Here is a 13436-nt window from a genome sequence, read left to right as displayed (position 1 = left end):
GTCACCCACCCGCTTCCTACCTTCCTCCCGTCGCCGGACGACCGGCGGACGAGCGAGAAGCCGGAGAGGGAGGGCGGGCCCATGCGCCGCACTGCGAGGACCCTGATCACCGTGGCCCTGGCGGCCGTCGCGGTCGCCGGAACGGCCGGCTGGGCGTCGGGGGACGCCCAGGAGGCCGTGACCGGGGCGCCGGTCGGGACGGGGGCGTGGGTGGGTGCGGGGCTGCCGGACCCGGAGGGGATGGGGGTGGCCGGGACCGCGCGGTTCTTCGCGGGACTCGATCCCGTACAGAGGAAGAGGCTGGTGCGGGAGCACCCGGCCGTCGTCGGGAACCTCGACGGGGCCCCTCTGGAGCTGCGGTACGAGGCCAACGCCCTCGTCACGAAGGGGGCGTTCGGGGGCGCCCGGGTGCTCGCCTACGATCCGCGCGGCCGGGGGCAGGTGGCCCTGGTCTACGGGGACCTGGCGCGGGCCGCGCACGTGGCGGTGGTCGTGCCCGGCTCCGACGTCGACGCCGGGCACGTCCGGCCGCTCGCGGACATGACGGCCGCGCTGCGCCGGGCGACCGGGGGCCGGACGGCGGTCGTCGCCTGGGCCGGGTACACCACCCCCGTCGGCGTCGGCCTGGACGCGGCCACCGGCCGGCTCGCCGAGGCCGGGGCCGGGCGGCTCGCCCGGTTCGCGGACGGCCTCGCGGCCGTCGGCGCCGCCGAGCCCTCGGTGTTCTGCCACAGCTACGGCTCGGTGGTCTGCGGGCTCGCCGCCCACGAGCTGAAGGCGAAGGACCTGGTGGTCTTCGGCTCGCCCGGGATGCGCGCGGAGAACGTCGCCGACCTCGGCACCTCCGCGCGGGTGTGGGCGGCGAAGGACCCCACCGACTGGATCGACCGCGTCCCGAACGTCGCGTTCGCGGGGCTCGGGCACGGCGCCGACCCCACCGGGCCGTCCTTCGGGGCGCGCCGGATCCCGGCGGAGGACGCCGCCGGGCACGGCGGCTACTTCGCGGCCGGGACCTCGTCCCTGCGGGCGTTCGCCGCGATCGCCGAGGGGGACGTCCGATGAGTTCCCTCGCGGTCGTCGCCCGGCGGATCGAGGCCGCCACCCCCGCCCACCGCGACCGGGCGGTCGACGGGCTGCGGGCCCTCGCCCTGCTCGCCGTGCCCACCGGGCACTGGCTGCTCGGCGGCTTCACGCGCTCCCCCGACAGCGCGCTCCACAACGCCAGTCCGCTCGGCACCTTCGCCGGGCTCGCGCCGGTGAGCTGGGTCCTCCAGATGCTGGGGATCTTCTTCCTGGTCGGCGGGTACGCGTCCGTCCTCTCGTACCGGCGCCGGAAGGGCTCCACGCGCGCGTGGCTCGGGGGACGGCTCGCCCGGCTCGGGCGGCCGGTGCTCGGGGTCACCGCCGTGTGGGCGGCGCTCCTGCCCCTGCTCCACTTCGGGCCGGGGGTGCCCGTGGACACCCTGCGCACGGCGTCCACGCTGGTGGTCCAGCCGCTGTGGTTCGTCGGGGTCTACGCGGTGGTCACCGCGCTCACCCCGTACTGCGTGCGGGCCGCCCGCCGCCTCGGAGCGTGGGCGGCGGCCCCGCTGCTCGGCTCGGTCGCCGTCGTCGACCTCCTGCGGTACGGACCGTACGCCGACGCCGTGCCGTCCTGGCTGGGTCTCCTGAACGTCCTGCCCGGCTGGCTCTTCGCCTATCAGCTCGGCGTCTCGTGGGGCGAGGGCCGGGTCGCCCGGCGCCACGCGTGGGCCCTGCTCCTCGGCGGGGCCGCCCTCTTCGCCGTCCTGCTGCTCCTCTTCGGCTACCCGGCGTCGATGGTCGGCGTCCCCGGCGAGGCCCGCACCAACTCGCATCCGCCGTCGCTGCTCGTCCTGGCCCTCGCCGCCGCGCAGAGCGGCGCCGCGATCCTGCTCCGCGACCGGCTCGGCGCGCTCCTGCGACGGCCCGCGCTCTGGGCGCCGGTCGTGGTCGTGAACCTCTCGGCCATGACGGTCCTGTGCTGGCACCAGACGGCGATGCTCGCCGCCGCGATCCCGGCCGCGTACGCCGGGGAGGTCCCGGGCCTGGTCGGCGCGCCCGACTCGGCGGGCTGGATCCTGGCCCGGCTCGCCTGGATGCCGGTCTTCGCCGGGCTCCTCCTGCTGATCGGGCGGTACGCGCGGGGCTTCGAGTCCCCGTGGACGGAGGCCGGGCCCGCCCGCCGCGCCCTGGCGGGGCTGCTCGCGGCGGGCTTCGGGGTCTTCGCGCTGGGGCTGGGGTGAGCGCGCCCACAGCCCGCTCGGGCCCCGGCCCGTCCCTTGAAGGGCTCAGACCTCCCGGCTCACCGACGTGAAGCTCATGTCCGGGTAGCGGTCGCCCGCCACCCGGCCGGCGATCGGCTCCAGCTCCGCCAGCTCGGCGTCGGTGAGGACGACGCGGGTGGCCGCCGCGTTCTCCAGGAGGCGGGAGCGCTTGCGGGTGCCGGGGATCGGAACGACCGTGACGCCGTGCACGGAGGCCCGCTGCTGGACCCAGGCGAGGGCGATCTGCGCCGGGGTCGCCCCGTGGGCGGCGGCGATCTTGCGGACCGGGTCGAGCAGGGCGGCGTTCCGCTCCGCGTTCTCGCCGGTGAACCGGGGCTGGTGGACCCGGAAGTCGCCGCTCTGGAGGTCCTTGCCGGCGTCCGCGAACGCCCCGGTCAGGAAGCCCCGGCCGAGCGGCGAGTACGGCACGACGGTCACGCCGAGGTCGGCGGCGGCGCCGACGGCGCTGCGCTCCACGTCCCGGGAGAAGAGCGACCACTCCGACTGGAGGGCGGCGATCGGGTGCACGGCGTGGGCCTCGCGCAGCTCGGGCCCGGTGACCTCGCTCAGCCCCAGGTGGCGGACCTTGCCCTCCCGGACGAGTTCGGCCATCGCGCCGACGGACTCGGCGAACGGCACCCGCGGGTCGCGGCGGTGCATGTAGTAGAGGTCGATGGTCTCGACGCCGAGGCGGCGCAGGCTGTTCTCGACGGCGCTCCTGATGTACGCCGGGTCGTTGCGGATGCCCCGGTAGGAGGGGTCGTCGGCCCGCCGCTCGATGGCGAACTTGGTGGCGAGGACGACCTCGTCGCGGTGGGCGGCGAGGAAGGGGGCGAGGAACTCCTCGTTGGCGCCGTTGCCGTAGATGTCGGCGGTGTCGATGAGGGTGACGCCGGCCTCCAGGGCCGCGTCGAGGGTGTCGCGGGCGGCGGCCTCGTCGGTGGCGCCGTAGAACTCGCTGATCCCCATGGCGCCGAAGCCCTGGACTCCGACCTCCGGTCCGTCCTGGCCCCCGAGGCGCACGGTGTCGATCCTGGTCACGCTGGTCATGATGGCGTTCCTCCGCATACGGTCCCGTAGTGGGCGATCTTGACGTCGAGCACGGCGAGCGTGTCCTGGAGCTCGGTGACCCGGGCGAGGACGTCCCGCCGGGTGGCCTCCAGGAGCTCGCGGCGTTCCTCACGGGTGTGGTCCCCCGCCCGCACCAGCTCGGCGTACCGGACCATGTCGGCGACCGGCATCCCGGTCAGCCGCAGCTTGCCGACGAAGGCCAGCCAGTCCAGGTCGCGCGGAGTGAAGCGGCGCTGTCCCGTGTGCGAGCGGTCGACGTGCGGCATGAGGCCGATCCGCTCGTACCAGCGCAGGGTGTGCGCCGAGAGACCGGTCAGGGCGGCGACCTCGCTGATGGTGTGGTGCGGCGTCCGGCCGCCGCCCGCGCTCGTGCCGGTCGTGCCGCCCGTCGCCGTACCGTTCGTGGTCGTACCGCTCGTGCTCGCGATCACGCTCATGCCTCCACGCTAGGGGGTTGGAGTGCACTCGAAGCAAGCCCGTTCCGGGAGGGCCAGTAGGCTCGGTGTCATGGAGAGCCCCGTGGAGAACAGCGTGGAGAACGGTCTGCCGAGCCTGGCGTCGATCGAGGACTGGCCCGTCCCCACCGCGGCCGCCGCCGTGGTCCGCGCGGACGGCACCCTCGCCGGGGCGCACGGCCCCACCGGGCGGCGCTTCCCGCTCGCCTCGGTGACCAAGCCGCTCGCGGCGTACGCGGTGCTCGTCGCGTACGAGGAGGGGGCGATCGACCTGGACGAGCCGGCCGGGCCCGAGGGCTCGACCGTCCGCCACCTCCTCGCCCACACCTCGGGCCTCGCCTTCGACGAGAACCGGGTCCAGGCCGCGCCGGGCACCCGCCGGATCTACTCCAACACCGGCTTCGAGGCCCTGGGCGACCACGTCGCCAAGGCCACCGACATCCCCTTCGCCGACTACCTGCACCAGGCCGTCCTGGAGCCGCTCGGCATGACGTCCACGACCCTGGAGGGCTCGCCCGCCAAGGACGGCGTGTCGACCGTGGACGACCTGGTGCGGTTCGCCGCCGAGGTGCAGGCGCCCCGGTTGCTCGACGCCCGGACCGTCCTGGACGCGATGACCGTGACGTACCCCGGTCTGACCGGCATCCTGCCCGGCTACGGGCACCAGCGGCCCAACGACTGGGGGCTCGGCTTCGAGATCCGCGACGGGAAGTCCCCGCACTGGACGGGCGCCACGTCCTCGCCGCGCGCCTTCGGGCACTTCGGGCAGTCCGGCACCTTCCTGTGGATCGACCCGGACGCGCGGGCCGCGTGCGTGGCCCTCACCGACCGGCCCTTCGGGCCGTGGGCGGTCAAGGCCTGGCCGCCGTTCACGGACGCGGTCCTGGCGGACCTGCGGGCGGTCTGAGGGTCTGTCGCACCGCCCGTTTGTCCCGGGCGGTGCGGGCAAAACGGAGTCCATGAGAGGCATCGACTCCGTCATAAGAACCGTGGCCCACGTGCTCGCGGGCATCCTGGTGATCTGGATCATCATGGCCCTGCTCGACGCCAACCGGGCCAACACCGTCGTCGGCTGGTTCCACTCCGCGGCCGACTGGCTCGCCGCCTGGTCGATCGGGCTCTTCGACGTCGCCGGGCACACCCTTCAGGTGCTGCTCGACTACGGCATCCCCGCGGTCGTCTACGTGGTGATCGCGAACGTCATCGCCAGCAGGGCGTTCGGCCGGCCGTAGTCGCGACCTCGGTCACGGTCCGCCGGGCGGGCCCTCAGTCTTCGCAGCGGGCGGCGGGCAGCGTCCCGTCGGGGCCGGCGACCGTCACCTCGGCCCGGCCCGTCGGGTGGTGCGCGTAGGCGGCCGTGCACACCAGTTGGCGCACGGCCGTCTCCGGGAGGTTCCCGACGGGGAAGGGGGCCTTGATCCGGAGCGCCGGGGCGGACGGTCCGCTCCGCTCCGTCTCGACGCGCGGGGCCCGGGTGCCACCCCTCGGCAGGGCGGTGGTGGCGCCCGCCGCCGCCTCCTCCGGCCCCGGGCCGGCGAGGAGCGCGGCAAGGGTCTTGTCGACGGTGACCGGCTCGCGGCGCAGGGTCCCGGCGGAGACCTCGTAGCCCGGACCGAACCCGTCGTACGGGACCGTGTCGTCGGCCGGGCCGGAGGCGGACGGGCGGGTGGTGGCCGGGTCTGAGACGACCGGTCCGGGCCGCCCGAGGTCGCGGACCATCGGCATCAGCCGGTCGTCGGGGCCGAGGAAGTAGAGCGTCATCCGCTCCTCGGGGACCGGCTGGACGATGACGGTCGCCGCCCCGCCCGCCTCGACGACGTCGGTCCGCTGTATGCCACAGCCGGACAGGGCGAGCAGGACGGCCCCGGCCGCGGCGGCCCGGCGCCTCACAGGGGCGTCCGCACGGTGAACACGGCCCCGCCCCCGGGGCGGTTGGCGGCCGTGACGGTGCCGCCGTGGAGCCGGACGTTCTCCAGGGCGATCGCGAGGCCGAGACCGCTGCCCTCCGAGCGGGTCCTGGCCCGGTCCGCCTTGTAGAAGCGGTCGAAGACGTGCGGCAGGACCTCCGGGTCGATGCCCGGTCCCCGGTCGGCGACCTCCGTCACCAGCACGTCCCCCTCCGCGTACAGCCGGACCGTTACGGGCGTTCCGCCGTGCCGCAGCGCGTTGCCGACGAGATTGGCGACGACGACGTCGAAGCGGCGCGGGTCGAGCCGGGCCCTGATCCCCTCCGTGAGGTGCGGGAGGACCCGGTGCGGGTCGTCCCAGTGGCGGCGCTGGAGGGTCTTGCGGACGCAGTCGGCGGCGTCGACCTCGTCGGTGTGGAGCTCGGCGGCGCGCGCGTCGAAGCGGGAGATCTCCATCAGGTCCTCGACGAGCACGGCGAGCTTCCCGGTCTCGGCGCTGATCAGGCGGACCGCGCGGGCGGTGTCGCTGTCGAGGCTCCCGGCGTCCTCGTCGAGGACCTCGGTGACGGCGAGCATCCCGGCGAGCGGGGTGCGCAGCTCGTGCGAGACGTCGGAGGCGAAGCGGCGGGCACGGGCCTCGGCGCTGCGGAGTTCGGCGACGGAGCGTTCGAGCCGGCCGGCGGACTCGTTGAACGTGCGGGCCAGATCGGCCAGTTCGTCGCTGCCCTTGACGTGGATGCGGGTGTCGAGGCGGCCCTGCCCCATGCGGTGGGCGGCCTGCCGCAGTTCGCGCACGGGCCGCAGGACGCCCCGGGCGGCGAGGAGCGCGGGGATCAGGGCGACGGCGAGGGCGGGCAGGGCGCCGTCGCGGGCGGCGGTGACCATGGCCTCGACGTTGGCCTCCTCCTCGTTCAGCTCCATGACGGCGTAGAGGACGAGGCCGGTGGGCCGGGCGGTTCCCTCGGCGTGGGCCAGGAAGACGGCGGGGACGGCGATGGTCAGGTACGGGGTGCCGTTCTTCACGACCCGCTGGAAACCGGCGTGCGGGGCGGCGTCCCGGGCCCGGGCGCGGGCCCGCAATTCGGGGGTGATGACGGAGGAGGTGGGCCGGTCGGTGGAGGAGACGCGGAGGGTGCCGTACTCGGCGTAGACGCGCCAGGGGCGGGGTTTGCCCTGGCGGGCGATCCGCAGGACGTCGGTCCGCAGGCTGTTGGCGTCGGCGGGCAGGCGGACGTAGAGCGCGTCGACCTGCTCGCGGAAGGCGGAGACGGCGGTGTTCTGGGTCTGCTCCAGGATGGCGTTGCGGGCGGCCCGGTAGGTGAGGGCGGCGGTGGTGCCGCAGCCGACGGCGGCGACGAGCAGGAAGGCGAGGACGAGCCGGGTCCGCAGCCCGAAGGGGTGCGGCCGCAGGCGCGGGGCGCGGGCCCGGCGGCGGGGTCCTGCGCCGGGCGCTTCAGGACCGGATGCTTCGGAAACGGGGGCTTCGGAGCCGGATGCCCGGAAACCGGGGGCTTCGGAACCGGGTGCCCCGGGACCCGCCTGCGCCGTACGGACCTTCACAGCGGTCCGAAGCGGTAGCCGAAGCCCCGCAGGGTCTGGATGTAGCGGGGCTCGCCGGGGACGTCCTCGATCTTGTTCCGGAGGCGGCGGACGCAGGCGTCGACCAGCCGGGCGTCCCCGTGGTAGCTGTGCTCCCAGACGTGTTCGAGGAGCTGCTGCCGGCTGAAGACCTGCTCGGGGGCGGCGGAGAGGTGGAGCAGCAGCCTCATCTCGGAGGGGGCGAGGGCGATCCGCTCGCCCGCCTTGGCGACGGTGAGCCCGGCCCGGTCGACGGCCAGCTCCCCGTGGACCTCGACGGCCGACCGCCCCGAGCCGGGCTCCTCGATGCGGCGGAGCACGGCCCGTATCCGCGCCTCGATGACCTCGGTGCGGGCGGGCTTGACGATGTAGTCGTCGGCTCCGGCCTCCAGGCCGACGACGACGTCGAAGTCGTCGCCCCGGGCGGTCAGCATGATGATCGGGAGCTGGCTGCCCTCCCGGACCCGGCGGCAGACCTGGACGCCGTTCATGCCGGGCAGCATCAGGTCGAGCAGGAGCAGGTCGGGCCGGAACTCCCCGAGCGCGGCGAGCCCCGCCTCCCCGGTGGGGGCGGTCCGCACCTCGTGCCCGCGCCGCCGCAGCCCGAGCTCGACCCCCTCGCGGACGGAGGGGTCGTCTTCTATCAGGAGCACGCGGGGCATGTGTGGAGTATCCCAAGGTCGTCGGGGCGGGTTTCACGCACGGCGGGCGGAGGGACGCGACCGCCCCGGGAGCCCGTCCAGGAGGGCGCGCACCTCGGTGAGGCGCAGGGGCCGGGCCAGGACGGCGAAGACGGCGAGGATCGCGAGCGCCCCGGCGAGCCCGGAGGGCACGGCCCCGGCCGGGCCGACGAGGTCGGTGACGAGGATCCCGTACCCGGCGGCGGGCACGGCGGCGACGAGCAGCCGCGCGAGCCCGGCGACGGAGCCCCCGGAGACGCCCGTGCTCCCGGCCTTCCCGGAAGCACCGAGCCGCCGCCGCAGCACGTACGCCGTCACGCCCCAGCCCGCCCACAGCGCCAGCGAGTACGCCCCCGCCATTCCGGCGACGGTCCAGCGCGCGGGAAGCAGGAGGTACGCGGCGTACGAGAGGCCCGCGTTCAGGCCGGCGATCACCAGGTTGAGCAGGAAGGGCGTGCGGGTGTCGCGCAGGGCGTAGAAGGCACGGGTGCACACGTACTGGCCGGAGAGGGCGATCAGGCCGGGCGCGAGGGCCATCAGGATCCAGGACATCGCGCGGATGTCGTCGTCGCCCGTGGCCCCGTACCGGAAGACCACCGTCATCAGGGGCACGGCGAGCGCCAGGAGCGCGCAGGCGGCGGGGACGGCGGCGGCGGAGCTGGTCCGCAGCGCGTACGAGACGTCCCGCCGGACCCCGGCGAGGTCGCCGTCGGCCGCCGCCCCGCTCATCCGGGGCAGCAGGGCGGTGACCAGGGAGACGGTGACGATCCCGTGCGGGACGGCCCACAGCAGGTAGGCGTTGTTGTACCCGGCGAGGCCCGCGCCGCCCCCGGTCGCCGCGCCGCCCGCCGAGGTGGCGATCCAGGTGGTCACCCAGTACGCGCCCTGGTTGGTGAGGACGAGCAGCACCAGCCAGCCGGCCGACCGCAACGGGCCCGTGAGGCCGCTGCCGCGCCAGTCGAACCGGGGCCGCCAGCGGAACCCGGCGGCGCGCAGCGAAGGGACGAGGGCGAGGGCCTGGAGCGCGATGCCGGCGGTGGTGCCCCATCCGAGGAGCGCGGTCTCCCCCGCGCCGAGCGCGCCCCCGTCGCTCACCACCAGGAAGAGGCCGAAGACCCCGACCACGACCACGTTGTTGAGGACGGGCGTCCACATCATGGCGCCGAACCGGCCCCGGGCGTTGAGGACCTGTCCGAGGAGCGTGAAGAGCCCGAGGAAGAGGATCTGCGGGAGGCAGGTGCGGGCGAAGGCGACGGTCATCTCCCGCTGCGCGCCCGTGTAGTCGGTGTACGTGTCGACGACGAGCGGCGCGGCGAGCACGGCGGCGGCGGTGAGCGCGACGAGGGCGAGCGCGCACAGGGTGAGCAGCCGGTCGGTGTAGGCGACGCCGCCGTCCTCGTGCTCCTTGGCGGCCCTGACCAGCTCGGGGACGAAGACGGCGTTGAGGGCGCCGCCCAGGAGGAGCGTGTAGACGATCGTGGGGACGGAGTTCCCGACCGCGTAGCCGTCGGCGACGGCGGCCGCGCCGAGCGCGGCGGCGACGACGGCGGCGCGGACGAACCCGGTGGCGCGGGAGACGAGCGACCCGGCCGCCATGAGGGCCCCGCTGCGCAGGGCGGAGGGGGCCTTCGCCTCCTTCGGGCCCGGAGCGGCGGCCGGGGCGTCCGTCACGGACACGGGCGCCGTCATCGACGGGCCAGGTACGCCCGGAAGGCGCGGTAGAGCGCCTGGTTGGCCGCTCCGTGCATCGGTGTCTCCCACTCCCCCAGCGTCTCGACGACCCGGCCGCCCGTGCCGAGCTTCCAGCGGAGGAGGCCGTGGGCGCGGTCGTCCGGATCGAGGGTGGAGGGTACCCCGCGCAGGTCGTAGACGGCGGCGCCGAGGGCGTGGGCGTCGAGCAGCATGCGCCACTGGAGGGCGTTGGAGGGGCGGACCTCGCGCCGGTGGTCGGCGGAGGCACCGGTCTGGTACCAGACGCGCCCGCCGACGGCGACCATGGTGTGCGCGGCGAGGACCTCGCCCTCGTGCCGGGCCAGGTAGAGCCTCATCCGCCCCGGCTCCTCGGCGTTGAGGACGGCGTACTGGCGCTCGTGGTACGCGAGGGACCGCCCGAGCCGGAACCCGTCCCGTTCCTCGGTGATCCGCAGCAGCCGGTGGAACTCGGGCAGGTCGGCGGCGGAGCCGACCGTGACCTCGACCCCCGCCTTGCGCGCCTTCCGCACGTTCCTCCGCCATTCCTGGTTGAGCCCGGACCACAGGTCGTCGGTGCTGCGGCCGGTCAGCGGGACCTGGAAGACGTGCCGGGGCTGGGCGTCGGCGCCGTCCTCGGAGTCGCCGCCGCAGCGCCGCCAGCCCCGGGCCCGGAGGCGTTCGGCGACGGCGGTCCCGAGCGGGTCGACCTCGTCGGCGAGGACGTCGGAGAGCCGCCGCCCGGTTCCGGTGGCGGCCTTGACGGTGGAGGCGTTCCAGCGGCGGTGGGCGGGTGCGGGGCCGATGCGGACGGCGAAGGCGCCCGAGGTCCTCAGGTGCCGCAGCAGCGGCCCGAGCCATCCGTCCAGGTCGGGGTCGGCCCAGTCGGCGACGGGCCCCTCGGGCAGGTAGGCGAAGTACTTCCGGGTGCCGGGGAAGGGCCGCAGCAGCACCAGCGCGACACCGGTCAGCCCGCCCCCTTCGGGCCCCCACCCCACCAACTGGTGGCACCAGCCCTCCTTCACCCGGGCCCACGCGGGCACTTGGAGGAAGCTGGGCCCGTCCGCGCCGGTCCGGGTCGCGAGGAACGCGCGGTACGCCTCGGGGGACACGGGACCGAGCCGGAGGGGGACGGTCCGTTCGACGGACGCGGCCGTCACGAGCAGCGCTGACACCACGGGACCTCCTGGTTCCGCCCCTCGGTGGTGGGGCGCACAGCAGGCTCACAGCCGAATGCGACGGAGCCGCGCGGCGCGTGTGACCGGACGATGACCGTTCCGTCGCAGCCCACGTCACAGCGGTACGCGGCAACCCATCGGCGATTCCGCCCGTCATAGGGTCCGGAACATCCACCTTTCCCACTCCGCGGAGGCCTTTCCGTGCTGCCGATACGCACATCCCGTCCCACCCTCGCGGCCGTCGCCCTGGCCGTCTCCCTCACGGCCTGCTCGGCCCAGGCGGCGGACAGGGAACCGGCGGCGGGGCGCCCGGCGGCGCCGGCCCAGGTGACCGTCGCGGACCGGACGGCGGGCAAGCCGGTGACCGTGACGGCCACGGGCGGCAAGCTGACCGCGGTGAAGGTCACCGACGCGAAGGGCGAGCCCCTCACCGGCCGTACGGACGCGAACGGCACGCGCTGGACCTCGGACCGCAAGGCGGCCCCGGGCACCACGTACACGGCGGAGATCACCTCCCGGGGCGCCGACGACAAGGAGACGACGACCCGTTCGTCCTTCTCCACCCCGGCCGCCGGGAAGGTCAACAAGCTGACCCTGGCCCCGGGCAAGAACACCACCGTGGGCATCGCCCACCCCCTCTCGATCGTCTTCGACCTCCCGGTGACGAAGAAGGCGGAGGTCGAGAAGCAGCTCAAGGTGACGACCTCGAACGGCACCGAGGGCTCCTGGGGCTGGATCAAGGACTGGTCGGGCCGGGACCGGGCGGACTGGCGGCCGAAGGAGTACTGGAAGCCCGGCACGAAGGTCACGCTCGAGGCGGACCTCAACGGCACGGACTCGGGCGGCGGCTGGTTCGTACGGGACTACGCCACGGGCTTCACGGTCGGTGACGCCCAGGTGGTGAAGGTCGACCTGGACGGCCACGAGCTCACCGTCCGGAAGAACGGCGCCACCGTCCGCACGATCCCGGTCTCCGGCGGCACCCCCGGCGGCGACAAGCGCTCCTGGCGGGGCACGGCCGTCCTGATGGCGAAGGAGGGCACCATCAACATGAACTCGGAGACCGTCGGCCTCGGCGACGCCTACGACAAGATGGTCGACTACTCGATGCGCCTGACCTGGTCGGGCATGTACGCGCACGCGGCCCCGTGGAACGCGCGCTACTTCGGCAACGCCAACCACAGCTCGGGTTGCATCGGCATGAGCGACGAGAACGCCGCCGCCCTCTACGCCCTGGTGAAGCCGGGCGACCCCTTCGAGATCAAGGGCGCCGAGACGAAGGGCACGGTCGCCGAGGGCAACGGCTACGGCGCGTGGAACGTGAGCTGGGCGGACTGGAAGGCGAAGAGCGCCCTGAACTGAGCCGGGGCGCCAACGGGCCCACTCCCAGGGGTGGTTCACGCGATTCACGCCTCCGGCCCGCGACCTCCTGACTACGCTCGGCGACGCGGCGACAGGAGAGCCGCAGGCCGGAGGTGCTGACCGTGGTCAACATTCAGGAACTCGATCCCAGCGCTTCGCCGCTGGACTACTACGGGTGGGAACTCCGCCGCCGACGGGAGGAACACCGGCTCACACAGCAGCAGTTGGGGGACGTCATCTTCTGCACGGGGTCTCTGGTGGGTCAGGTCGAGACGACGAGGAAGGTCCCCACCCGGGAGTTCTCGGAGCGGGTGGACGCGGCGCTCGGCACGGGCGGGACGTTCTCCCGGCTGATCGGCCTGGTGCTGCGCAGCCAGTTGCCGACGTGGTTCCAGCCGGTCGCGGAGCTGGAGGCCCGCGCCACGTACATCTCCACCTTCCAGACGCAGGTCGTGTACGGACTGCTGCAGACGCCGGAGTACGCGCGGGCCCTGCTGGCCGTCGACTACCCGGACAACGCCGAGGAGATGGTGGCGGCCCGGCTGGAACGCCAGCGCGTCCTGGAGCGCGACGAGCCGCCCGCCCTGTGGGTCGTGCTGAGCGAGGCCGTCCTGATGCAGAAGGTGGGCGACCGCGAGGTCATGCGCGGCCAACTGGCCCACCTGTTGACCTTCCGCGACAACCCGTGGGTCCAGATCCAGGTGCTTCCGTTCGGTGCCGGCGAGCACACGGGACTGATGGGGTCGTTCACCCTCTTCAGGTTCGACGGCGACCCCGACATCTTCTACGTCGACGGCTACGACCAGGGTCACATGACCGCCAACCCTCCCGTGATCAAGGAGCGTTCCTTCGGTTACGCTCGACTGCAAGCCACGGCCCTCTCCGTCGAGGACTCGGCGGCACTGATCGCGCGCGTGATGGAGGAACGTTATGGAGACCCGTCCTGACCTGACCGGAGCGCGGTGGCGGAAGTCGTCGTACAGCGGCACCAACGGCGGCGAGTGCGTCGAGGTCGCGGACGGCTTCCCCGGCGCCGTCCCGGTCCGCGACAGCAAGAACCCCTCCGGCCCGGCCCTGGTCATGGGCCCCGGGGCGTGGCAGACGTTCGTGGACGGGCTCCGCTAGGCGTATGCCTCGTCAGGTCGGGGACGCGGCGGGTGGTGCATTCGTCGCCCCTTGACGGCCTCGGTCTCCTGTCCCGGACCCGGGTGCGGAGCAGGCTTCTCAGCTC

At 74.3% G+C, this 13436-nt stretch carries 14 protein-coding genes; 7 read left to right on the top strand and 7 right to left on the bottom strand.

Features of this window, described 5'->3' with window-relative positions:
* Positions 1-81 precede the first annotated feature (81 nt).
* Positions 82-1062 carry an alpha/beta hydrolase gene (locus tag ACFYNX_RS07740; RefSeq protein ID WP_388658750.1) on the top strand — a complete coding sequence of 327 codons (981 nt, stop codon included), beginning with the start codon at positions 82-84 and terminating at the stop codon, positions 1060-1062.
* A complete protein-coding gene (locus ACFYNX_RS07735) occupies positions 1059-2264 on the top strand; it encodes an acyltransferase (RefSeq protein WP_388658747.1) in 1206 nt (401 codons plus the stop codon). Before ACFYNX_RS07740 ends, ACFYNX_RS07735 begins: the two co-directional genes overlap by 4 nt.
* A 45-nt stretch (positions 2265-2309) precedes the next feature.
* Here ACFYNX_RS07735 and ACFYNX_RS07730 read toward each other — a convergent pair whose 3' ends face one another.
* Together ACFYNX_RS07730 and ACFYNX_RS07725 are read right to left on the bottom strand one after the other, a co-directional pair.
* Complete coding sequence (locus tag ACFYNX_RS07730) at positions 2310-3335, bottom strand: aldo/keto reductase (protein ID WP_388658745.1); 1026 nt, start codon at positions 3333-3335, stop codon at positions 2310-2312.
* On the bottom strand, positions 3332-3793 hold the full coding sequence (locus tag ACFYNX_RS07725) for a MerR family transcriptional regulator (RefSeq protein WP_388658742.1): 462 nt from the start codon (positions 3791-3793) through the stop codon (positions 3332-3334). Before ACFYNX_RS07725 ends, ACFYNX_RS07730 begins: the two co-directional genes overlap by 4 nt.
* Positions 3794-3899: 106 nt before the next feature.
* On the opposite strand from ACFYNX_RS07725, the gene ACFYNX_RS07720 reads away from it, so the two are divergent.
* Together ACFYNX_RS07720 and ACFYNX_RS07715 are read left to right on the top strand one after the other, a co-directional pair.
* Positions 3900-4718, top strand: a complete 819-nt coding sequence (locus ACFYNX_RS07720) for a serine hydrolase domain-containing protein (RefSeq protein WP_388659755.1) — start codon at positions 3900-3902, stop codon at positions 4716-4718.
* An 82-nt stretch (positions 4719-4800) separates the two neighbouring features.
* Positions 4801-5043 carry a hypothetical protein gene (locus tag ACFYNX_RS07715; RefSeq protein WP_260606877.1) on the top strand — a complete coding sequence of 81 codons (243 nt, stop codon included), beginning with the start codon at positions 4801-4803 and terminating at the stop codon, positions 5041-5043.
* A 34-nt stretch (positions 5044-5077) separates the two neighbouring features.
* Here the strand turns inward: ACFYNX_RS07715 and ACFYNX_RS07710 are convergent, their stop codons facing one another.
* From ACFYNX_RS07710 to ACFYNX_RS07690, 5 genes are read right to left on the bottom strand one after another with little or no spacing between them, the layout of a single operon-like run.
* Positions 5078-5701: a hypothetical protein gene (locus ACFYNX_RS07710; RefSeq protein WP_388658739.1), complete on the bottom strand. Its 624-nt coding sequence runs from the start codon at positions 5699-5701 to the stop codon at positions 5078-5080.
* A complete protein-coding gene (locus tag ACFYNX_RS07705; RefSeq protein ID WP_388658736.1) occupies positions 5698-7278 on the bottom strand; it encodes a sensor histidine kinase in 1581 nt (526 codons plus the stop codon). Before ACFYNX_RS07705 ends, ACFYNX_RS07710 begins: the two co-directional genes overlap by 4 nt.
* Positions 7275-7958, bottom strand: a complete 684-nt coding sequence (locus tag ACFYNX_RS07700; RefSeq protein ID WP_365537927.1) for a response regulator transcription factor — start codon at positions 7956-7958, stop codon at positions 7275-7277. Before ACFYNX_RS07700 ends, ACFYNX_RS07705 begins: the two co-directional genes overlap by 4 nt.
* Positions 7959-7991: 33 nt before the next feature.
* Positions 7992-9665, bottom strand: coding sequence for a murein biosynthesis integral membrane protein MurJ (gene murJ, locus ACFYNX_RS07695; RefSeq protein WP_388658733.1), 1674 nt, complete (start codon positions 9663-9665; stop codon positions 7992-7994).
* Positions 9662-10840, bottom strand: coding sequence for a lipid II:glycine glycyltransferase FemX (locus tag ACFYNX_RS07690; RefSeq protein ID WP_388659752.1), 1179 nt, complete (start codon positions 10838-10840; stop codon positions 9662-9664). The genes murJ and ACFYNX_RS07690 overlap by 4 nt, the downstream gene beginning before the upstream one ends.
* A gap of 204 nt (positions 10841-11044) precedes the next feature.
* Between ACFYNX_RS07690 and ACFYNX_RS07685 the strand changes: the two genes are divergently transcribed.
* The 3 genes from ACFYNX_RS07685 (at position 11045) to ACFYNX_RS07675 (ending at position 13330) form a co-directional block, all read left to right on the top strand.
* The gene (locus ACFYNX_RS07685; protein WP_388658731.1) at positions 11045-12205 is read left to right on the top strand and encodes an Ig-like domain-containing protein; all 1161 of its coding nucleotides are present in this window, start codon (positions 11045-11047) and stop codon (positions 12203-12205) included.
* Positions 12206-12327: 122 nt separating this feature from the next.
* On the top strand, positions 12328-13152 hold the full coding sequence (locus tag ACFYNX_RS07680) for a DUF5753 domain-containing protein (protein WP_388658728.1): 825 nt from the start codon (positions 12328-12330) through the stop codon (positions 13150-13152).
* Entirely contained in the window at positions 13136-13330 is a 195-nt protein-coding gene (locus tag ACFYNX_RS07675; RefSeq protein ID WP_388658725.1) for a DUF397 domain-containing protein, read from the top strand. The genes ACFYNX_RS07680 and ACFYNX_RS07675 overlap by 17 nt, the downstream gene beginning before the upstream one ends.
* Positions 13331-13436 lie beyond the last annotated feature (106 nt).

It is taken from the genome of Streptomyces sp. NPDC007872, from assembly GCF_042868165.1.
Lineage (GTDB): Bacteria > Actinomycetota > Actinomycetes > Streptomycetales > Streptomycetaceae > Streptomyces.
Note: the sequence above shows the minus strand (reverse complement) of the source record. Positions and strands in the feature narration are given on the sequence as shown.

Coding starts and splice junctions, on each gene's coding strand:
- ACFYNX_RS07740 (WP_388658750.1), top strand. CDS start 82: ATGCGCCGCACTGCGAGGACCCTGATCACCGTGGCCCTGGCGGCCGTC.
- ACFYNX_RS07735 (WP_388658747.1), top strand. CDS start 1,059: ATGAGTTCCCTCGCGGTCGTCGCCCGGCGGATCGAGGCCGCCACCCCC.
- ACFYNX_RS07730 (WP_388658745.1), bottom strand. CDS start 3,335: ATGACCAGCGTGACCAGGATCGACACCGTGCGCCTCGGGGGCCAGGAC.
- ACFYNX_RS07725 (WP_388658742.1), bottom strand. CDS start 3,793: ATGAGCGTGATCGCGAGCACGAGCGGTACGACCACGAACGGTACGGCG.
- ACFYNX_RS07700 (WP_365537927.1), bottom strand. CDS start 7,958: ATGCCCCGCGTGCTCCTGATAGAAGACGACCCCTCCGTCCGCGAGGGG.
- murJ (WP_388658733.1), bottom strand. CDS start 9,665: ATGACGGCGCCCGTGTCCGTGACGGACGCCCCGGCCGCCGCTCCGGGC.
- ACFYNX_RS07675 (WP_388658725.1), top strand. CDS start 13,136: ATGGAGACCCGTCCTGACCTGACCGGAGCGCGGTGGCGGAAGTCGTCG.